At 68.2% G+C, this 18123-nt stretch carries 22 protein-coding genes; 10 read left to right on the forward strand and 12 right to left on the reverse strand.

All coding sequences use genetic code 11. The features are described 5' to 3' along the window. Window positions 1–36: 36 nt before the first annotated feature. The 3 genes from msrB to U3649_RS18950 are packed head-to-tail and all read left to right on the forward strand — an operon-like array spanning window position 37 to window position 1831. A complete protein-coding gene (gene msrB, locus U3649_RS18940; protein ID WP_407352832.1) occupies window positions 37–486 on the forward strand; it encodes a peptide-methionine (R)-S-oxide reductase MsrB in 450 nt (149 codons plus the stop codon). Beyond that, complete coding sequence (msrA, locus tag U3649_RS18945) at window positions 483–995, forward strand: peptide-methionine (S)-S-oxide reductase MsrA (protein ID WP_407352833.1); 513 nt, start codon at window positions 483–485, stop codon at window positions 993–995. Before msrB ends, msrA begins: the two co-directional genes overlap by 4 nt. Window positions 996–1033: 38 nt before the next feature. Beyond that, window positions 1034–1831, forward strand: a complete 798-nt coding sequence (locus U3649_RS18950) for an aminoglycoside adenylyltransferase family protein (protein ID WP_407352834.1) — start codon at window positions 1034–1036, stop codon at window positions 1829–1831. Between the two features lie 66 nt (window positions 1832–1897). Here the strand turns inward: U3649_RS18950 and U3649_RS18955 are convergent, their stop codons facing one another. The 3 genes from U3649_RS18955 to U3649_RS18965 all read right to left on the reverse strand — a co-directional run bounded on the left by U3649_RS18955 (window position 1898) and on the right by U3649_RS18965 (window position 3633). Next, entirely contained in the window at window positions 1898–2128 is a 231-nt protein-coding gene (locus tag U3649_RS18955; RefSeq protein WP_407352835.1) for a hypothetical protein, read from the reverse strand. Window positions 2129–2455: 327 nt separating this feature from the next. Continuing rightward, window positions 2456–2827 carry a DUF2846 domain-containing protein gene (locus U3649_RS18960; protein ID WP_407352836.1) on the reverse strand — a complete coding sequence of 124 codons (372 nt, stop codon included), beginning with the start codon at window positions 2825–2827 and terminating at the stop codon, window positions 2456–2458. Window positions 2828–3210: 383 nt separating this feature from the next. Further along, window positions 3211–3633, reverse strand: coding sequence for a hypothetical protein (locus U3649_RS18965; protein WP_407352837.1), 423 nt, complete (start codon window positions 3631–3633; stop codon window positions 3211–3213). 298 nt (window positions 3634–3931) lie between these two features. Between U3649_RS18965 and U3649_RS18970 the strand changes: the two genes are divergently transcribed. Beyond that, complete coding sequence (locus tag U3649_RS18970) at window positions 3932–4375, forward strand: fasciclin domain-containing protein (RefSeq protein ID WP_407352838.1); 444 nt, start codon at window positions 3932–3934, stop codon at window positions 4373–4375. A 243-nt stretch (window positions 4376–4618) separates the two neighbouring features. On the opposite strand, the gene U3649_RS18975 is transcribed toward U3649_RS18970, so the two are convergent. Then, on the reverse strand, window positions 4619–5056 hold the full coding sequence (locus tag U3649_RS18975; protein ID WP_407352839.1) for a hypothetical protein: 438 nt from the start codon (window positions 5054–5056) through the stop codon (window positions 4619–4621). After that, entirely contained in the window at window positions 5040–5975 is a 936-nt protein-coding gene (locus tag U3649_RS18980; RefSeq protein ID WP_407352840.1) for a cupin domain-containing protein, read from the reverse strand. The genes U3649_RS18975 and U3649_RS18980 overlap by 17 nt, the downstream gene beginning before the upstream one ends. Window positions 5976–6103: 128 nt before the next feature. Here U3649_RS18980 and U3649_RS18985 point away from each other — a divergent pair, with 128 nt between their 5' ends. Both U3649_RS18985 and U3649_RS18990 read left to right on the forward strand, forming a co-directional pair. Then, window positions 6104–6532, forward strand: coding sequence for an organic hydroperoxide resistance protein (locus U3649_RS18985; RefSeq protein ID WP_407352841.1), 429 nt, complete (start codon window positions 6104–6106; stop codon window positions 6530–6532). A 42-nt stretch (window positions 6533–6574) separates the two neighbouring features. Next, entirely contained in the window at window positions 6575–7522 is a 948-nt protein-coding gene (locus tag U3649_RS18990) for an alpha/beta fold hydrolase (RefSeq protein ID WP_407352842.1), read from the forward strand. A gap of 169 nt (window positions 7523–7691) precedes the next feature. Here U3649_RS18990 and U3649_RS18995 read toward each other — a convergent pair whose 3' ends face one another. Beyond that, complete coding sequence (locus U3649_RS18995; RefSeq protein ID WP_407352843.1) at window positions 7692–7916, reverse strand: hypothetical protein; 225 nt, start codon at window positions 7914–7916, stop codon at window positions 7692–7694. Between the two features lie 221 nt (window positions 7917–8137). Further along, a complete protein-coding gene (locus U3649_RS19000; RefSeq protein ID WP_407352844.1) occupies window positions 8138–8737 on the reverse strand; it encodes a DUF2242 domain-containing protein in 600 nt (199 codons plus the stop codon). A 401-nt stretch (window positions 8738–9138) separates the two neighbouring features. Here U3649_RS19000 and U3649_RS19005 point away from each other — a divergent pair, with 401 nt between their 5' ends. Beyond that, window positions 9139–9546, forward strand: a complete 408-nt coding sequence (locus tag U3649_RS19005; protein WP_407352845.1) for a VOC family protein — start codon at window positions 9139–9141, stop codon at window positions 9544–9546. 103 nt (window positions 9547–9649) lie between these two features. On the opposite strand, the gene U3649_RS19010 is transcribed toward U3649_RS19005, so the two are convergent. Together U3649_RS19010 and U3649_RS19015 are read right to left on the reverse strand one after the other, a co-directional pair. Beyond that, on the reverse strand, window positions 9650–10480 hold the full coding sequence (locus U3649_RS19010; RefSeq protein WP_407352846.1) for an N-acetylmuramoyl-L-alanine amidase: 831 nt from the start codon (window positions 10478–10480) through the stop codon (window positions 9650–9652). A gap of 119 nt (window positions 10481–10599) precedes the next feature. Next, entirely contained in the window at window positions 10600–10863 is a 264-nt protein-coding gene (locus U3649_RS19015) for an alpha/beta fold hydrolase (protein ID WP_407352847.1), read from the reverse strand. A gap of 289 nt (window positions 10864–11152) precedes the next feature. Here U3649_RS19015 and U3649_RS19020 point away from each other — a divergent pair, with 289 nt between their 5' ends. Then, on the forward strand, window positions 11153–12106 hold the full coding sequence (locus U3649_RS19020; RefSeq protein ID WP_407352848.1) for a VacJ family lipoprotein: 954 nt from the start codon (window positions 11153–11155) through the stop codon (window positions 12104–12106). A gap of 97 nt (window positions 12107–12203) precedes the next feature. On the opposite strand, the gene U3649_RS19025 is transcribed toward U3649_RS19020, so the two are convergent. Next, window positions 12204–12812 carry a TetR/AcrR family transcriptional regulator gene (locus U3649_RS19025; protein WP_407352849.1) on the reverse strand — a complete coding sequence of 203 codons (609 nt, stop codon included), beginning with the start codon at window positions 12810–12812 and terminating at the stop codon, window positions 12204–12206. A 609-nt stretch (window positions 12813–13421) separates the two neighbouring features. Continuing rightward, window positions 13422–14981 carry an MFS transporter gene (locus U3649_RS19030; RefSeq protein WP_407352850.1) on the reverse strand — a complete coding sequence of 520 codons (1560 nt, stop codon included), beginning with the start codon at window positions 14979–14981 and terminating at the stop codon, window positions 13422–13424. A 212-nt stretch (window positions 14982–15193) separates the two neighbouring features. Here U3649_RS19030 and U3649_RS19035 point away from each other — a divergent pair, with 212 nt between their 5' ends. After that, the gene (locus U3649_RS19035; RefSeq protein ID WP_407352851.1) at window positions 15194–16045 is read left to right on the forward strand and encodes a LysR substrate-binding domain-containing protein; all 852 of its coding nucleotides are present in this window, start codon (window positions 15194–15196) and stop codon (window positions 16043–16045) included. A gap of 8 nt (window positions 16046–16053) precedes the next feature. Here the strand turns inward: U3649_RS19035 and dbpA are convergent, their stop codons facing one another. Continuing rightward, window positions 16054–17436: an ATP-dependent RNA helicase DbpA gene (dbpA, locus tag U3649_RS19040; RefSeq protein ID WP_407352852.1), complete on the reverse strand. Its 1383-nt coding sequence runs from the start codon at window positions 17434–17436 to the stop codon at window positions 16054–16056. A gap of 162 nt (window positions 17437–17598) precedes the next feature. Between dbpA and U3649_RS19045 the strand changes: the two genes are divergently transcribed. Continuing rightward, window positions 17599–17850, forward strand: a complete 252-nt coding sequence (locus U3649_RS19045) for a hypothetical protein (RefSeq protein WP_407352853.1) — start codon at window positions 17599–17601, stop codon at window positions 17848–17850. Window positions 17851–18123: the final 273 nt, after the last annotated feature.

The raw sequence follows: 18123 nt of genomic DNA on the forward strand, positions 1-18123 counted from the left end.
CGCCGCCTACATCCCGTGCAATGCCGGAGCAAGACCATGGCCAAGTACCAGAGGACCGAGGAGGCCGTCGCGCGACTGTCTCCCGAGCAGTTCCGCGTGACGCAGCACAGTGGCACCGAGCCGCCCGGAACGGGCGAGCATCTCGACAACAAGGCGCCCGGCATCTACGTCGACATCGTGTCGGGAGAACCGCTGTTCGCGTCATCCGACAAGTACGAGTCCGGCTGCGGCTGGCCGAGCTTCACCAAGCCGATCGAACCGGCCAACGTCAACGAACTGGCCGATGAGAGCCACGGCATGATCCGCACCGAGGTCCGCTCGACCCACGGCGACAGCCATCTCGGTCATGTGTTCCCCGACGGCCCCTCCGACCGTGGGGGTCTGCGCTATTGCATCAACTCGGCGGCGCTGCGTTTCATCCCGCGCGCCGACATGGAGGCCGAGGGCTACGGCGACTACCTCGACCAGGTGGAGGACATCCGATGAACACCCGACGTGCCGTCCTCGCCGGCGGCTGCTTCTGGGGCATGCAGGACCTGGTCCGCAGGCTTCCGGGCGTGGTCTCCACCCGGGTGGGCTATACCGGCGGCGACGTGGAGAACGCGACCTATCGCGATCACGGCACCCATGCCGAGGCGATCGAGATCACCTACGATCCCGACGGGACCAGCTACCGCAAGCTGCTGGAGTTCTTCTTCCAGATCCACGACCCGACCACGCCCAACCGCCAGGGCAACGACCGCGGCATGAGCTATCGGTCCGCGATCTTCTACGTGGACGAGGAACAGAAGGCCGTCGCCGAGGACACGATCGCCGATGTCGACGCCTCCGGGCTGTGGCCCGGCAAGGTGGTCACCGAAGTGGCGCCTGCAGGCCCGTTCTGGGAAGCCGAACCGGAGCACCAGGACTACCTCGAGCGCTACCCGGACGGATATACCTGCCACTTCGTGCGGCCGAACTGGGTGCTGCCGCGCCGGGCCGGCGCCGCGGAATGAGGGCCGCGATTCCTGCTGCGTCCACTACAACCCAGCCCATGCCCACGACGCATCCGCGCCAAGCCGCCGAGGTGGCGGCGCTGCTGGAAGAACGCTTCGGCGACGACCTGGCTGCCCTCTACCTGTACGGCTCGTACGTGGATGGCGGGCTTCGGCCCCAGAGCGACATCGACCTGCTCGGTGTCCTCCGGCGTCCGCTCTCCGCTCCGGAACGATCGTCGGTCATGGATGCGCTGCTCTCGCTGTCCGCGCCTCCCGGCAGCGCTTCGTCGACCCGCCCGCTGGAACTGACGCTGATCGTCCTTTCGGACGTCACGCCCTGGCGGCATCCGGCCCGACGCGAGTTCCAGTTCGGCGAATGGCTGCGCGCGGAGCTGCAGTCGGACAGCATGCCCCCGCCCCAGACCGATCCCGACCTGGCATTGCTGCTGACCCAGGCACGCGCGAAAGGCATGTCGATCAAGGGGCCAGCACCGGACGCGCTGCTGCCCGCGGTGCCCGCGGAAGACATCCGCAGGGCGATCGCCACGATGCTACCGGAAGTGGCGCAGAACTGGCTGGGCGAGGAAAAGCATGCCCTGCTCACGCTCGCCAGGATGTGGATCACCTTGCAGACGGGAGACATCGTGGCGAAAGACGCGGCCGCCTCCCGCGTGAGCGCCCAGTTGCCGGCCGAACACCGCCCGGCACTGGAGCGGGCTCGGGATGTCTACCTGGGCAGCACTCCCGACGATTGGCGCGCGTGGCAGGACAGGGTGGCATCCTGCGTCGGGCACATGGCCGGAATGGCCCGCCGTGCCGGCTGGCCTGCAACACCAGGCGAGGAGGGCGGCTGAACCGCAGCGCTCCTGCCTTCCCCAGCCGTGACCGTCGACGTTCTTCACGGCCCCGGCAGAGGACGTTCAGCCTGCCGTCGCGTACCGTGCCCGGTCCGGGCGCCAGCCCAGCAGACGGGCGGGCAGGAAGAGAAGCGCCTGCAGGAACGCGAACAACGCCGCGAAGGTGATGCCCAGCAGGCGGAACGGCAGCGTGAGCAGCCAGGCGATCGGCCACAGCACCACCGCGAGCAGCGCGAGTGGCCAGCACAGGACGAAGAGGATGCACCAGGCGACGATCGCGATCAGTGTCTTCATGTCCGGGCTCTCCGCGGCTCGATCCGCTCCGCGGGTCGCGGTGGCGGCAGGCACAGGTTGCAGACGCGAGGCGATCGCGCGCAAGCGACGTGCGACGAACCCCCGGGAACAGCCGACGAGACGGCATTCAGGGCGACGCGATGCGGCCCATGGACTCGGAGCGAGCCCCGGAGGCTCGCCTCCGCCGGCGTAGGTGCCACATGGCGGCACCGGAGCCTTCGGCGGCGCGCCTCTAGAATCTCATGCTCAGCCTGAGCTGAAGCAACGCCCATAACGGTAGCCGCCCTGCGACAGCAGCGGATTGCCGTTGACCCGGTTCCTCGATCCTCAGGGGGCGGCCACCGAATACTCGGCGCCGGTCACGCACGCCCTCGCCTCGGCTTCGCTGTCGAAGTCGTCGACCGTGAGAATGCCCCAACCGTTGCCCGTCACGCCGACCCAGAAGAAGCGCACGTCGCCCGACTCGACGTCGAACGTCATGAAGCCACCGGCGCCGCTGTTGATGCCGTCATGCCGCAGCAGGACGCCATGCTTGCCAGGCTCGACCTCGGTGTGGACGAAGCTGTTCTGTTTCAGCGTTCCGATCGGCTCGTTGTCGATCAGGACCACGGTCTTCACCCCGCGAGCGACCAGCAGCGCCGGCTCCCTGCAGACGTACACGCTGGCCTTGCCCGGCACGGGCTCGAACCGCTTGAGCACGGCAGCCTTGTCGGCACCCCCCAACTGATAGGTCGCACATCCTGGCGCAAGCGACAGTGCCGCGAGCAGCGCCGCAGTAAGAGCCCTTTGCATCGAATCCCCCTGTCCCGGAATCCCGTCCCCACGGGATATGGGCAGTCTACCGGAGAATCATCGGCACGCGGCCCGGGATCGGCGGGTGGCGTTCGAGGCACCCGAGTCATAGCCCAGCCGGTTGGCGGCGACCGCGATGCGCATGCCGTTTGTGCGATCCAGCGGCGGGCCTGGAACATCTTCACCTTCGCGACGTACCGGGCCGGCCGGGCTGTCGCCGACCATCCGGTGCAAGCAGGAGGGACCGGCAGGCAATCGTCCCCGACACCGCTCCGGCGCGGCCTTGAAGTTCATTCCGGCAGGGAACGATCGAGTCCGTTGTACCGTTCGCGCCATGCGCTCATTGGCCTGGCGATTCCTGAAGGCGCGCCGGCTTGGGGAAAGGCCTTCGCGTCCCGGATGTCGGAGGCCATCACGAACATCATCTCCTCGGATTTCGTCAGCGCCAACCTGTCCTTGGCGGCCGCGGCCCCCAATCTCCGATAGAGCTGCTCCAGCGTCACGTCGCTGTTTGCGGACAACGTTGCATATTCACCGCGGAAGAAGGATGCGACCTTTCCGGCGAACGTGGTCTTCTTCGCGAAGGCTGGACGCGGTGGTGGCAGCCCTTCGTTTTCCGCCTCCTGGAGCGCGTGAACCAGTTCGGCCCGTTCGCTGGCCGAGGTGCCTTGTTCCATCGAAATCATCGAAGCCTGTCGCCTGATGTCGTTCATGACGCGATCCTCCTGGCGACCAATCTCCAAGCGGATGCTCATCATGTCGATCGCGTATCACCATAGCACCCATCGTGCGGCATCCTGGGCAGCCGGACCGACGGTCTTTATGCGCCAGTAACAGTCGAAGGCGTACGGTGTGCCTGCACTACGACGCAATGTCGTAACGGCCACTCAGCCGCGCCGCACGTCCACTCACTCTCCGCACTGGGCATCGCACTCCTGCAGTCTGCAGGAGGCTTGGCTTCGGCCATCCTGGATTCGCAATTGGCGAATCTTCTTACAGGCGATCAGTATCATGAGCATTCAGACCAGTCCCACACCCCTCAACGTGCTTGACACCGCCGCTGCGAACGGCACGTTCAAGACCTTCGGCACCGCCGTGGAAAAAGCGGGCATGGGCGAGACCCTCCGCGGCGCCGGGCCGTTCACCGTCTTCGCACCGACCGATGCGGCGTTCGAACAGCTGCCGGCAGGCCGGCTCGAGACGCTGTTCAAGCCGGAAAACAAGGCCGAGCTGACCTCGATCCTCAACTACCACGTCCTCAGCGGCCGCAAGAGCGCGGAAGACATCGGCAAGTGGGACAAGGCCAGGACCGTCAACGGCCAGTCCGCTCCGATCCAGCTGACCGATGGCAAGATCAGCATCGACGGCGCACAGGTCACGGCGGCCGACATCGGCTCGAGCAACGGCGTCATCCATGGCATCGACAAGGTCAACATGCCCAGCAAGACGAATTGACCGTTCCTCTTGTCTGCAGCGCGATGGCGGGGAGAAATCCCCGCCATTTCGTTGTCAGGAACAGTGGCCTGAGCGGACTTCCCCCTTCCCCAGGCGATCATCCCCACTCCACTCCCTGCATGAACGGACGAGGCGCATCGGCCGAGTTGCTGGTGGCCGGTGCGCAGTTCGATGCGGGCCAGCAACGCCGACGGGTGGAACGATCCGGCCCGGAAGGCGCGGTGGTTGCGGAACCCGCGCGCTTCACCGGCGCAACCACCCGCGCGCGCGGACCCGCCGGGCGTACAGCCACAGCGCCAGCGAGGCCAGCAGCACGGCCATCGGCAGCGCCAGCGCCGAGGCGTGCAGCGCACCGCGCGCGGCCAGGACCGCCGGCGCGGCCGCCGCCTGCACGGCCGCGGCGCCCAGCGACACCAGCAGCATCGGCACCGCCCAGCGCCTGCGCAGCAGCAGCGCGATCGCGCCGGACAGACCGGTGACCACCGCGGCACCGAACGCCAGGTCGACCCACGCCGGCATCTCGGCCGCCGCCGCGGCGGCACCGCCGACCTGCTCGGCCAGCTTCGGCGTCATCGCGATCCGCACCACGAACAGCACCACCCCGAGCAGGTTCCACGCCACGGCCAGCGCCGCGATCGCATGGCGGCGCAACGGCACCCCGGATTCAGCGGCGGCCGGCATCGGCGGCTCCTTGCGGTCGCGGGACGATTCCGCCCGACCGTAGCGCAGCCGATGCGATGCCGATGTCTCGAACCGCGCCCACCGCCTTTCCCGGCGAGACCGCCTGCGCCCGCTTCCACTCGCGCGGCGACAGGCCGATCTGCGCCTTGAAAGCGCGGGACAGCGCCGCCTCGCTGCCGTAGCCGACGTCGGCGGCCACCACCTTCAGCGGCCGCCCCCGGCGCAACGCGTGCTGGGCCAGGCCGACGCGCCAGCCCTGCAGGTACTGGCCGGGCGTGATGCCCACCGTCTCGCGGAACGCGTTGGCGAACACGCTGCGCGACATGCCCGCGGCCGCGGCCAGGTCCTCCAGCGTCCACGCCTTCGCCGGCGCCTCGTGCATGGCGACCAGCGCGTTGCGCAGGCGCGGATGCGACAACCCCGCCAGCATCCCGCTCCGCACGTCGCCGTTTTCCATGAGCTGGCGCAGGATCAGGATCATCACCGCCTCGAACAGCCGGTTCACCAGCGCGTAGCGCCCGCAACGCTGCGCGAAGGCTTCATCGAACAACAGGCCCAGCACCGGCGATGCCCCGTCGACCGCCTCCAGCGGCAGGCAGGCGAAGGCCGGCAGCGCCGCGGCGATCGGATTGCCGGCGCCGCCTTCGAAGCGCACGTTGGCGCAGGCCATGTCGGCGCCGCGCACCGGATCGGTGACGAAGCGATGCGCCATGGGCCGGGGATACAGCAGCAGGCTGGGCGCCTCGATGCGCAAGGCCGCATCGCCGTGGAACACCTCGACCGGCCCCGCCCGCACCAGATGCAGCTGGCCGAGGTCTCCCTCGGGCTCCAGCGTGTTGATGCCGCACAGCGCACCGGCGTGGAACACCTGCGCGGTGACCGAGAAGCGCTCCAGCAGCACAGCCAGCCGGTCGACCAATCGATACTCCCGGTCAAGTATTCAGGACTTTACGTCGCCAATCGTAGCGGCTGGGCGCGCAAAGTACACCTACCCACCGGCACGGCACCACGCCGGCTCGTCCCACCAACCCAACTGGGAGCACCACGATGTCCATCGAGAAGATCCTCTACACCGCCACGGCCACCGCCACCGGCGGCCGTGAAGGCCAGGCCACCTCCTCCGACCGCGCGCTGGACGTGAAGCTGTCCACCCCGCGCGAACTGGGCGGCGCCGGCGGCGACGGCACCAATCCCGAGCAACTGTTCGCCGCGGGCTATTCCGCCTGCTTCCTCGGCGCGCTGAAGTTCGTCGCCGGCAAGCAGAAGGTCGCCCTGCCCGCCGACACCACCGTCACCGGCAAGGTCGGCATCGGCCAGATCCCCACCGGCTTCGGCATCGAAGTGGAGTTGAGCATCGCCGTGCCCGGCCTGCCGCGCGAGCAGGTGCAGGCGCTCGTCGAGCAGGCCCACGTCGTCTGCCCGTACTCCAACGCCACCCGCGGCAACATCGACGTCTCGCTGGCCGTCGCCGGCTGACGCGTTCCCTCCCCGTCGCCCCACCTGAAAAGAGGCACTGCCATGAACGCCATCACCCGCAATGTCGCCGCCACCCTGCTGGCCGTCGCCACCCAGGCCGGCGCTGCCGCCCACGCCGCGCAACCGCAGGCCGGGGCCGCCCCCGGCAACGCCATCGCCGGCAGCTACGTCACCACGCCCGACGGCGTGCAGCTCTATTACAAGGACTGGGGCCCGAAGGACGGCCCGGTCGTCACCTTCAGCCACGGCTGGCCGCTGAGTTCGGACAGCTGGGAATCGCAGATGCTGTTCCTGGCCTCCCAGGGCTACCGCGCAGTCGCGCACGACCGCCGCGGCCACGGCCGCTCCAGCCAGCCATGGGACGGCAACGACATGGACCACTACGCCGACGACCTGGCCGCGGTGATCGAGGCGCTGGACCTGAAGGACGTGACCCTCGTCGGCTTCTCCACCGGCGGCGGCGAAGTGGCCCGCTACATCGGCCGCCACGGCACCGCGCGCGTCAAGAAGGCCGTGCTGGTCAGCGCCGTGCCGCCGCTGATGCTGAAGACCGAGAGCAATCCCGGCGGCCTGCCGATCGAAGTGTTCGACGGCCTGCGCAAGGCCTCGCTGGAGAACCGTTCGCAGCTGTACCTGGACCTCGCCTCCGGCCCGTTCTTCGGCTTCAACCGCCCGGGCGCCGAACCGAGCCAGGGCCTGATCCAGTCGTTCTGGGTGCAGGGCATGCAGGCCGGGCACAAGAACACGTACGACTCCATCGCCGCGTTCTCGGCCACCGACTTCCGCGAGGACCTGAAGAAGTTCGACGTGCCGACGCTGGTGATCCATGGCGACGACGACCAGGTCGTGCCGATCGACGCCGCGGCCAAGGCCTCGGCCGAGCTGATCGAGGACGCGCAGCTGATCGTCTATCCGGGCGCGCCGCATGGCCTGGCCGATACGCACAAGGACCGGCTCAACCAGGACCTGCTCGAGTTCATCGGCAAGTAACGACGTGCGTGTCATCGGCCCCGTTCCCGGGACCGATTTCTTCGGCTCTTCTGCCGACCGGGAGAGGTGTCCCCAGATGGGCAAGAAAGCGACCTGAGCCTGCTTCTGCCCGGCTCGTCCGTTTTCCCGGCACGGGAGCCCTCGCGAGGGCTCCCGTATCGCTCCGGCACTACAGCGGGATGCAACCGTTGCTATCGCAGTAATACTGCAACAGGAAGGTCCAGGAGCCGTTATGGCACTCCCACAGAATGTAGCCGTTCGACAGGTCGGTCGTCGTCTGCTGCCCATCCACGCAGGGGCCGGGCGGAACGATCGTGGAAGCTCCCGCCCCACCCATGCCCGCCAGGCCCATAAACAGCACGACAGCTGCACCGCGCATGATCAATCCTTTCATCTAGAGACTCTCCTTGCAGCGTTGATGCCGCCCATCTTCGGGAATGTGCCGGCAAGCGGCGGCGCAGTCGCCGGCGATTCGTATTAGCACGGCCTGGCAAGATGGAATTTGACGGAAGTCCCACAACAACTTGTGATGTCCGGGACCGCTCCCGGATCGCTATGCAGCACTCCAGCCGCGCAACGGCACCGGAGGCCGAGGTGCGGTCTGGATCCTTCTCCTCACTCCTGTTCCCGTATCACCGGATCGGGCGGGATATCCGGCTCCGGCGGGGGCGGCGTGTCGATCGGGGTGCCGGGCAGGTAGAAGTTCACGCGGTCGAACAGGCGGCTGTAGAACTCCTGGTTCTGCACGGTGTTGCTGCCGACCCGCACGAGGTTGGCGTTGCTGCCGCCGATGGGGATCGGCACCGACACCGAACCGATCATGCTGACGCCGACGCTGGCCGAACTGGACTGGGCCTTGAGCGCATAGCGCTCCTGCACGGCGTTGATGAACACGATCGAGCCGCCACCCGCCTTCGGCACGCAGGTGGTGCGGACGGCGAGCTGGGTGTGGATATCGGACTCGGGCTGGAAGTTCTTGGTCGCCTCCACCGCCTCCGGCGTCATCCTGCCGATCAGATAGCCTTGCCCCAGCAGCGCGCGGCGCGCGGCCTCGCAGGCGACGGCCGGCACCACCGGGTAGCTGCGCGAATACGTGTCCTCGGCGCCGAACACCTCGCCCAGGGGCGGCGCCTGCGACTTGCTGCGGTTCGAGCCGCAGGCGGCCAGCGCCGCCACAAGCACGACGGCGAGCGCGACGGACCGATGAAATCGCATCGTGGAGGGCATGGGGGACGCGCAATCACGGGGAGCGCCCGAGTGTACCGGCGGTGGCGTGCAAGCCGACTGAACGTGCCGTCGCGGCCCAGGATAGGTCGCCACGCAGGGCTTCAACCGAATATCGGTTCACGCATCCCGGCCACCAGGAAGTGAACCGGGCGCCCGCGACATGTCGAATCCGCATCCTCGGAACAGCGGCGCCTGGCCGCAGGCGTCAGTATCGGTGACGCGGGCCTGGCCCGTGTTCCGGCGGACCGGCCGGGGTCCGCGGATCCGCATGGTCGGTCGGCCGGTGTCGATTCCGGCCCGGCCCGTTCGACGTCATGGCAGGCAGGCGGCATTCCTGCCGATCCCGCCAAGCGACCCCATCCGTGCCCTCAACCCGACAGGAGCCCGCAATGCCCAAGATGATCTTCGTGAACCTGCCCGTGACCGACCTCGCGGCGTCGATGGCCTTCTACCAGGCCCTCGGTTTCGAGAACAACCCGCACTTCACCGACGAGACCGCTGCGTGCATGGTCTGGAGCGAGGCGATCAACGTCATGCTGCTCACCCACGACAAGTGGCGCACCTTCACCAGCCGGCCGATCCCGCCGTCGACCTCGAGCGAGGTGCTGCTGGCGCTGTCGTTCGACAGCCGCGCGGCGGTCGATGCCGCCAACGAAGCCGCCGCCGCGAACGGCGGCACGGCCGACATCAATCCCGCCCAGGACCTCGGCTTCATGTACAACCGCAACCTGGCCGACCCCGACGGGCACGTCTGGGAGGCGATGTGGATGGATCCGGCGGCGATGCCTTCGGACTAGATGCCGCGGAGAGGATCAACGCGGAACGGACTTCCCCGTCCCGGGCCGGCACGGCCGGCCAAGCGGTCCCCGCACCCGGGCGCGCCCGCCGCCCTCTTCCCGCTCACCGCGTCGCCGGCGCCAGCCGGCGCATGCCGCCGGGCGTCGAGGCGACATCGAGCAGCGCCGCCGTCTCCGCGTCGGGAACGCCCGCGATGTCCGCGGGCCGGTACTTCATCTGGAACGTGCTGAGCGCGGCGCGCGTGGCCTCGTCCAGCTCGCCGCCGCGCGGGACGCGATAGCCCACGGCGGCCAAGCGCTCCTGGAACCAGGCGGTCGCGGGCAGCGGATTGCGCCGGTGGAAGGCCAGCCGCCCGGCGACCTGCGCGGCATCCGGCCAGAGGATCAGCCCGGCCTCGGCCAGCTGCCGCCACGGGAACGCCGGGCCGGGATCCTGCTTGCGGCCCGGCGCCACGTCGGCATGGCCGAGCACGTGCTCCGGGCGGATCCCGTGCCGCGCCACGATCTCCCGCGCCAGCCGGATCACCGTGTCGATCTGTTCCTGCGGATATGGCGCGTACACCCGCCCCGCCGGGGTGTCGGTGTAGCCGGGATTGACGATCTCGATCCCGACCGACGACGCATTGAGCGGTGTCGTGCCCGCCCACCAGCTTTCGCCGGCATGCCGCGCCAGCCGGCCCTCCTCGACCAGCCGGTACACCCGCACCGGATCGTCGCGCACTAGGTAGTGCGCGGAGACACCGGGCTCGGTGCCGGTCAACAGCCGCAGCGACTCGTCGAAATCCGCCACCGTGTAGTGCAGCACCAGGAACTGCACGCGGCTGGCCTGCACGGCGGCCTGGTGGCGGGTATCGATCCGCAGCGGGGAAGTCGCGCAGCCCGCCAGCAGCAGCGCGGCCGCCATGGCGAGCAGTCGGGAGCGCAGGAATGGCATCGAGTCGGCCCGGTTCTTCGGAGCAACGCACTGTGCCTGCAACGCAGGCGCGGGTCGAGCCGGCGCTTCGTCGCGGGAAACCTATGGGTTGATGGCGTGGCTCCCGGAAACAGGGCCGCTCAGGGTTTGACGCTCCGCCCCAGGAACTCCCGCATGGCGTCCGCGATTTCCCTGCCGTGGGTCTCGGTGGCCAGGTGGCCGGTGTCGAGGAACCGCACCTCGGCGTTCGGGTTGTCGCGCTTGAACGCATCGGCGCCGGCCGGGACGAAGAACGGATCGTTCTTGCCCCAGATCGCCAGCGTCGGCGGTCGATGCGCGCGGAAGAACTCGTGCAGCTGCGGGTACTGCTTCACGTTCTGGCCGTAGTCGAGCAGAAGGTCCATCTGCGCCCCACGTAGAGAACACGTTGCATGGCATCACCTCTGGTGCCGGTTGGGCTCGCGATGGTACCCACGAATCGATTGATACCCTCATCTCTTTGGCCGAAGAGATCGCCGCGTAGCACGTTCTGCGCAGCTGACTCGCGAATGAACCGACAGCCCTCGTAATAAGATCATAACAAGAATCTTATTTATGGAGATCGTCCGCAGTTTAGGATTCAGTGAAGAATCTTATGACTCCTGCGAGGCGGCCGCCCACGGGAGAACGAAATCCCCCGACTGGAGATTCCCCATGCCTCCCCTGCGCGCGCTTGCCTCGCTCATCATCGTGCCCGTACTGGCGGCCTGTACCGCCAACATAAAGAAGGATCCTGCCGCCGGCGAGTCCGTGCCGGTGGAAGCCAGCGTCCGCTCGGGCAGCGCCTCCATCGGCCTCTCCGGTGTGCCGGCCGGCACACCGGAGGACCTTGGACGGGCGACGAGGCCGGATCGTGTGGATCTGTCCGGCGATGGACCCGCCACCGCCCAGGACGCGCCCATGCCCGCGGTTGAGCCGCCGGCCACCCGGATCGATGCCTCGCCGGTGGACGGCGGCGGCCCTACCCGCGCCGAGCTCGACGCCGAACTCCTCTATCCCGAAACGGCCATCCGTGATCCCTGGGAGCGCTACAATCGCCGGATGTACTCGATCAACATCAGGGTGGACAAGTATGTCGCCCGTCCCATCGGCGTGGCATACGACAAGGTGGTCCCCGATGTCGTGCAACACCGGGTCACGGCCTTCTTCGCGAACCTCAAGGAACCGCGAACGTTCGTCAATCAGATCCTGCAGGGACGGCCAATCGGCGCGGCCACGACGCTCGGCCGCCTGTTGGTCAATACCACTGCAGGAGTCGGCGGCATCTTCGACCCGGCCAGCAGGATGAAGCTGGAACGCGCCACTGAAGATTTCGGCCAGACGCTGGGCGTATGGGGTTGGGACGACTCGCGGTACTTCGTCGTGCCACTCCTGGGGCCACGCACGGTCCGGGACTTCGTCGGGTACTTCGGCGACAGGCCCGCCGCGCCGATCCAGTACTTCGACAGTGACGGGGTGAAAACGGGCCTGACGATCTTGCAGCTCGGCAGCATGCGATCCGCGGCCCTGCCCTTGGACAAGATGCGCGCCGAAGCCGTAGACGAGTACGCGCTCGTGCGCGATGCGTGGATGCAACGGCGCCGCCAGCAGATCGAACAGCGGCCCTAGGGACGGCCGGCAGGCGAACGTACGGGAGCGCCATCCCACGGGCGGACGAAAACGCCTCCTACCGAACCGGTGAGGTCCACGGCCGGCGGGCGACCATTCAGCCCGGCCTCGGCCGGTCCGCCCGCACCAGCGGCAGAAAAATCGTGTCGACCCAGGCTTGGCGCAACTTCTCCGACGGGGCCGACCGGTTCATGATGGCGTAGTGCCGGTACAGATCGCTCAGTAGCTCGGAAACGACGGGCGTCAGCGTGCTCGGATCGATTTCGCCACGCTGGACCGCGCGATCCAGAATGGCAGACAGCACACCGCCCTCGCCCTGCCGCAAGGCGGCACGCAGTTCTTGCGGTGTTCCGGCGCCGACTGGCGCTGATTCGACATGGAGGAGGGAGAACACCACCGAAATGATCCCCAGTCGCGCGCCCGCGCGGTCGAGGAACTCGAGCAACTCGGTTCTCAGATCCCCGCTCTCCCAGACGGTCAACGGGTGCTTGGACATCTGATGGCGCAGGGTCGCCATGGCGAGCGCAGCGCGGTTCTCCCAGCGTCGCGCCAGCACGGTGCGGCTCGTGCCGGCGCGAACGGCGACTGCTTCCATGGTCAAGGCCGCGTACCCTTTTTCGGTCAACTCGGCCCACGCGCTCTCGAGAATGGCCTTCTCGAGCGCCGGGCCTCTGCGCCTGGACCTTGTCGCCTGGATCGCTGCCATCTGGATGTCGGAACGAAGACGGGCATCAGGATACAACTGTGGACCTTCCAGGCAATCCTGTTTTCGTGGCCGGCAGACCGAAGGTGCGCATGATGCAGGCCGGCGCCCGGTCCGAGGCAAAGTTCGATTCTCTCGGTCGACAGGCTTCCAAGTGGAGAGTTGATCCTGATCCCCGGCTCGCCGTTGTTGTCCCTGGCACGAATGGCGCCTACTCCAGGTGCTCTTGCTCGTTTGCATGGACAAGGCATCAGCCGACGGCCGATGCGCGCGGCCGAAATCCGTAGGAGCGTGCCGCGCCAGGCAGTCCTATCCGCCGCAGTGAAGAGTGGGCCGTCGCCACGGGCGGTGTCAGTGAACAGCCCGCACCTCGAACCAACGGGTGCGGTGCTGGTCCACCGCGAAGAGCTTGGCTATTCATTCGTGCCGCCCATGGCGACGGGGTTTGTCTCGCCGCAACGGAGAAGACTGCCTGGCGCGGCATCGCGCGCATGGCGCGCTCCTACGAAGCAGCGACGCAGCGCTGTGGATACCGCGAGCGGGCGAAACCTAAAGCAAGTGCTACTCATCCTTGCCATCCTTCTGACACCCCTGACACCTGTTTCCCCGCAGCTAATTGCCCCTGACACCGTTTCCCCGGTCAGCGGAGCGAACCCAGCCTGCGCGCTTGCCTGCATTGAAGATCGCCAAGCTCAACGCCGCGAGCAGCCAGACGCCCAGGGCGGCATACAGCATCAGCCAGTCGAAGCCCTGCGCGAGCGCGGCATGGACGGCGTCGGAGGCGGCCAACCCATGCGGCAGCGCTTGCGGACCATCCAGCGCAGACAGATTGCCGGCGGCAATCTTCTCTGCCGCACCACGCAGGCGCTCGGCACCGATCCGGTCGCCAAGGCTATCCCGCAGACTGGAATGAATGCCGGCAAGCAGGAGGAATCCCATGACTGCGATATTGATCGACAGACTGATGAAACGCGCGCTCATGTCCATGCCGGAAGCCATGCCCGCCCGGTCGCCCGGGACCGATCCGGTCGTCGTGTTCGTCACCGGCGTGTTGGTCAGCCCCAGTCCGATGCCGGCCAGCATCAAGCCGGGCAGCAACGTCGCCCAGCTGGCCTGCACGGCGCTACCGCCGAACCGCATCAGCAGGAAGCCTGCGCCGATCACGAACAACCCCCCCGGGATCACCCATCCCGCGCGGTAGCGCAAGCTCAGCCGCTCGGCCAGCGGCGGCATCGCCAACGCCGGCAACGTGTACGCGAACAGGCATGCGCCGGCGGCGAAGACGCCGTAGCCCAGCACGCCTTCCAGGTAGATCGGCAGGTAAACGATGAACGGCCAGAAGCTGAAGTTCATCGCCGTCGCGCCGACCATCGCGCCGGAGAAGTCGCGCAGCCTGAACACCGAAAAATCGAACATCGGATGCGGGTGCGTCTTCTCGGCCCACGCAAAGGCGACGAATCCCGCCACGGTCACCGTGGCGATCGCGATCGCGGTGGTACTGGCCGGTCCCAGGCCCGGTGCCTGGGTGATGTAGAAGACCAGTCCGAACACCGCCAGCGACAGCGTGGCGATGCCGAGGCCGTCGAGCTTCTTCGCCTGCGGATCGCGCGATTCGCGCACGCCGATGAGCAGCGGAAGCAACGTCGCCACCATCAATGGCACATGCACCAGAAACACCCAGCGCCAGTTGGACAAGGCGACGATCGCGCCGCCGACGAGCGGCCCGAAGCCGAGCCCGATGCCGAACACCACGCCCCACGCCGCGAAGGCGCGCGCACGTTCGCGACCGGCCGGAAACTGATGCGACAGGATCGCCGTGCCGCAGATCAGGATCGCCCCGCCGCTGGCGCCCTGCAGGAACCGTGCGGCGACCAGCGTCCAGGCGCTGCTCGCCAGGCCGCAGATCAGCGAAGTGAGCCCGAACAGGAGCAGGCCGATGACGAAGATGCGCTTGCGCCCATAGCGGTCGCCCAACGTCCCGACCGCCATCAGCACCGAGGTGCAGGCCAGCGTGTAGGCGTTCATGATCCACTGCATCTGCGCGAAGTCCGCATGCAGCTGGCGCTCCAGCGTCGGCAGGATCACCGGCACGCTCGAGATCTCCAGGCCGAACATCAGGGAAGACAGGCAAACGGCCATCAGGGCGGCCGTGTTGTGGCTGACGCGGGTCATCATGGCTCCAGGGGCTCCAGGGGCAAGCGGTCGGGAACACCGCGGTCGCAGCCATCGCCGCAGCCGGGGGGCCGGCGACGACGGCGAGCGGGGCCACTACTGGCGCGGGCGCTCCGCAGCGGTGGAGCGGCATTGTCGGCAAGCCCCTCTGATGAGGGAAATGATTAAGTTTTGCGACTATCATTAACTGTCGTCATGTATCCACGACCACCATGGACTTCGACCCGACCCTGCTGCGCACCTTCGTCGCCGTTGCCGACACCGGCAGCTTCACCCGCGCGGCGCAGCGCCAGCACCTGACCCAGTCGGCCGTCAGCCACCAGATCCGGCGCCTGGAAGAACAGGTCGGCCGCCGCCTGCTCAGCCGCACGACGCGCAGCCTGACGGTGACCGAGGACGGCGAGGAACTGCTCCGGCACGCGCAACAGATCCTGCGCTCGTTCGATACGCTGGCCCGGCGTTTCCGCCCTTCCCCGCTGTCGGGCACGGTGCGCTTCGGCGCACCGGAAAACTTCATGCGCGCGCGTCTTCCGCGGCTGCTGTGCCGTTTCGCGCGTGATTTTCCGGCGGTTCGGCTGGACGCCAGCATCAGCGCCAACCTCGACCTGCCGGCGCTGATCCGGAGCGGCGACCTGGACCTGGCCGTGGTGATCTCGGTGCGCGATCCGGACGGCCCGGCCGCGGGACGACTGCTACGGCGCACGCGGCTGGTCTGGGTGGTCGCCGAGACGTTCGAACCGCCGCGCAACGCGCCCCTGCCGTTCGCGTTCTACCCGCCGCCCTGCGTGCATCGGCAGGTCGGCGTCCGCGCGCTCGACGAGGCCGGCATCGACAGCCATATCGTCTTCACCTCGCACAGCCAGGAGGGCATCCACGCCGCCGTGCTGGCGGGGTTGGCGATCACCGCGATCGCCTGCGACGACATCGAGCCCGGGATGCGGATCGTCGACGGCGCGTACGGCCTGCCGCCGCTGCCCGACATCGATTTCGCGCTGGTCTGGAGCAGCGGCGGCAGGACTCCCGCCTCCACCGCCTTCGGCGAGCTGATCTGCGAATTGGCCTAGCGCTACGGCTACAGGCGGCTCACCCGGAACCTGCGCCCCTTGATCCGGCCTTCGCGCAGCGCCGACAGCGCCTTGACCGCGTGCGCGCGGGCGATGGCGACATAGCTGCGGGTGGCGAACACGTCGATCCTGCCGATCGCATCCTTGTGCAGCCCGGCGTCGCCGGTGAGCGCGCCGACGATGTCCCCGGCGCGCAGCTTGTCGCCGCGGCCGCCGTCGATGCGCAGCGTGGCCATGGCGGCGGCCGGCACGTCGCCCGGCTTGCCCGACAGCGGTTGCAGAGGTTCCCAGCGCAGCGGCTGGCCCTGGCGTTCCTCGATGGCCTGCGCGCGCGGGAGTTCGCGCGGCGCACACAGGCTGAGCGCCAGTCCGTCGCGGCCTGCGCGCCCGGTGCGGCCGATGCGATGCAGGTAGGTGTCCGGGTCGGTGGGCAACTCGTAGTTGACCACGGCGCCGAGATCCTCGACGTCCAGCCCGCGCGCGGCGACGTCGCTGGCCACCAGCACGCTGCAACTGCGGTTGGCGAACTGCACCAGCACCTCGTCGCGATCGCGCTGCTCCAGATCGCCGTGCAGGGCAAGCGCCGAAAAGCCGTAGTGGGACAGCGAGCCGACGACCTCGACGGTATCGGCGCGCGTGTTGCAGAACACGACGGTCGATGCCGGCCGATGGCGCAGCAGCAGCGCCGCCAGCGCCGGCGCGCGGCGCGCCGGGTCCACCTCGAAGAACAGCTGCTCGATGGTGGCCGGCTGCGCGCCGCCGTCGATGCTCACTTCCAGCGCGTCGCGCAGCATGGCGTTGCCCAGCACGCGGATCGCGTCGGGGAACGTGGCCGAGAACAGCAACCCCTGCCGGTCCTTCGGCAACCGCCTGGCGATGTCGCGGATCGCCTCCTCGAAGCCCATGTCGAGCATGCGGTCGGCCTCGTCCAACACCAGCGTACGCACGCCGCCCAGCTGCAGCGCCCGCTGCTTCGCCAGCTCCTGGATGCGGCCGGGCGTGCCGACCACCACGTGCGGCGGGTGCGTCAGCGAGGCCAGCTGCGGGCCGAGCGGGATGCCGCCGCACAGGATCGAGAGCTTGAGGTTGGGGATGCCGGTGGCGAGCCTGCGCAGCTGCTTGCCGACCTGGTCGGCCAGCTCGCGCGTCGGGCACAGCACCAGCGCCTGGGTCCCGATGCGCCCGGGGTCGACCCGGGTCAGCAGTCCCAGGCCGAACGCCGCGGTCTTGCCGCTGCCGGTGGGCGCCTGCGCGATCAGGTCGCGGCCGTCGAGGATCGCGGGCAGGCACTGCGCCTGCACCGGCGTCATCATCGTGTAGCCGAGGGCGTCGACGCCCTGCAGCAGCGCGGGCGATAGGGCGAGGCGGGTGAACGGGAGCGGCGTGGTCATGCACGCATGATCGCAGGTCGGAGGCGGCGCCCGCGCTCGCATCCCGCACCCGGCGCGGCGGGATGCGCACGACCCCGCCGGCGCCGGCCGTGAATGAAACCAACCCGGCGCCCGATCTTCGGCCACAATCGGCACCACCACCCCACGTCCAAAGGCCATGTGATGCGCGACGCACTGACCATCGCCATCGGCGAGCTCTACCAGGGCATCCGCCACGAACATTGGCACGGCAAGACCTTCCGCCAGTTCTGGGAGTGGTTCAACGCGCGCTGCATCCAGATCGTCGGCGCCGCCGACGCGGGTGAGCTCGTCGAACTGGAAGAGAAGCTGCTGGAGGTGCGCGTCGAGGTCGAGAATGACGGCTACGCGGTCGCATCCGATCGCCTGGACGAGGTCATCGAGCCGCCGATGTGAACGGGAGAATAGCGATGGAGGGAACTAAAAGGCCGAGGGGTCTGGTTCCTGAGGCTTCCCCTGTTTTCCTGCAATCAGTTCAACGGCTTGGCTGCTTCCCCCCTTTGAAAAAGGGGGGTTGGGGGGATTTGCTCGGTGCCCGACCAAGCAACAGCAACAGCAAATCGCTTTGCGATTCCCGGCCCCCGCGCAGCGCGCGGGAGCGCTCAAACCGCCGCAAGCCTGCGGCTTGCAAGCGGCGGCTTTCGCCCCCCTCAATCCCCCTTTTTCAAA

This window comes from Luteimonas sp. R10 (assembly GCF_045689605.1).
Taxonomy (GTDB): Bacteria; Pseudomonadota; Gammaproteobacteria; order Xanthomonadales; family Xanthomonadaceae; genus Luteimonas.

Coding starts and splice junctions, on each gene's coding strand:
- msrB (WP_407352832.1), top strand. CDS start 37: ATGGCCAAGTACCAGAGGACCGAGGAGGCCGTCGCGCGACTGTCTCCC.
- msrA (WP_407352833.1), top strand. CDS start 483: ATGAACACCCGACGTGCCGTCCTCGCCGGCGGCTGCTTCTGGGGCATG.
- U3649_RS18950 (WP_407352834.1), top strand. CDS start 1,034: ATGCCCACGACGCATCCGCGCCAAGCCGCCGAGGTGGCGGCGCTGCTG.
- U3649_RS18955 (WP_407352835.1), bottom strand. CDS start 2,128: ATGAAGACACTGATCGCGATCGTCGCCTGGTGCATCCTCTTCGTCCTG.
- U3649_RS18965 (WP_407352837.1), bottom strand. CDS start 3,633: ATGAACGACATCAGGCGACAGGCTTCGATGATTTCGATGGAACAAGGC.
- U3649_RS18970 (WP_407352838.1), top strand. CDS start 3,932: ATGAGCATTCAGACCAGTCCCACACCCCTCAACGTGCTTGACACCGCC.
- U3649_RS18975 (WP_407352839.1), bottom strand. CDS start 5,056: ATGCCGGCCGCCGCTGAATCCGGGGTGCCGTTGCGCCGCCATGCGATC.
- U3649_RS18985 (WP_407352841.1), top strand. CDS start 6,104: ATGTCCATCGAGAAGATCCTCTACACCGCCACGGCCACCGCCACCGGC.
- U3649_RS18990 (WP_407352842.1), top strand. CDS start 6,575: ATGAACGCCATCACCCGCAATGTCGCCGCCACCCTGCTGGCCGTCGCC.
- U3649_RS18995 (WP_407352843.1), bottom strand. CDS start 7,916: ATGAAAGGATTGATCATGCGCGGTGCAGCTGTCGTGCTGTTTATGGGC.
- U3649_RS19000 (WP_407352844.1), bottom strand. CDS start 8,737: ATGCGATTTCATCGGTCCGTCGCGCTCGCCGTCGTGCTTGTGGCGGCG.
- U3649_RS19005 (WP_407352845.1), top strand. CDS start 9,139: ATGCCCAAGATGATCTTCGTGAACCTGCCCGTGACCGACCTCGCGGCG.
- U3649_RS19010 (WP_407352846.1), bottom strand. CDS start 10,480: ATGCCATTCCTGCGCTCCCGACTGCTCGCCATGGCGGCCGCGCTGCTG.
- U3649_RS19015 (WP_407352847.1), bottom strand. CDS start 10,863: ATGGACCTTCTGCTCGACTACGGCCAGAACGTGAAGCAGTACCCGCAG.
- U3649_RS19020 (WP_407352848.1), top strand. CDS start 11,153: ATGCCTCCCCTGCGCGCGCTTGCCTCGCTCATCATCGTGCCCGTACTG.
- U3649_RS19025 (WP_407352849.1), bottom strand. CDS start 12,812: ATGGCAGCGATCCAGGCGACAAGGTCCAGGCGCAGAGGCCCGGCGCTC.
- U3649_RS19030 (WP_407352850.1), bottom strand. CDS start 14,981: ATGACCCGCGTCAGCCACAACACGGCCGCCCTGATGGCCGTTTGCCTG.
- U3649_RS19035 (WP_407352851.1), top strand. CDS start 15,194: ATGGACTTCGACCCGACCCTGCTGCGCACCTTCGTCGCCGTTGCCGAC.
- dbpA (WP_407352852.1), bottom strand. CDS start 17,436: ATGACCACGCCGCTCCCGTTCACCCGCCTCGCCCTATCGCCCGCGCTG.
- U3649_RS19045 (WP_407352853.1), top strand. CDS start 17,599: ATGCGCGACGCACTGACCATCGCCATCGGCGAGCTCTACCAGGGCATC.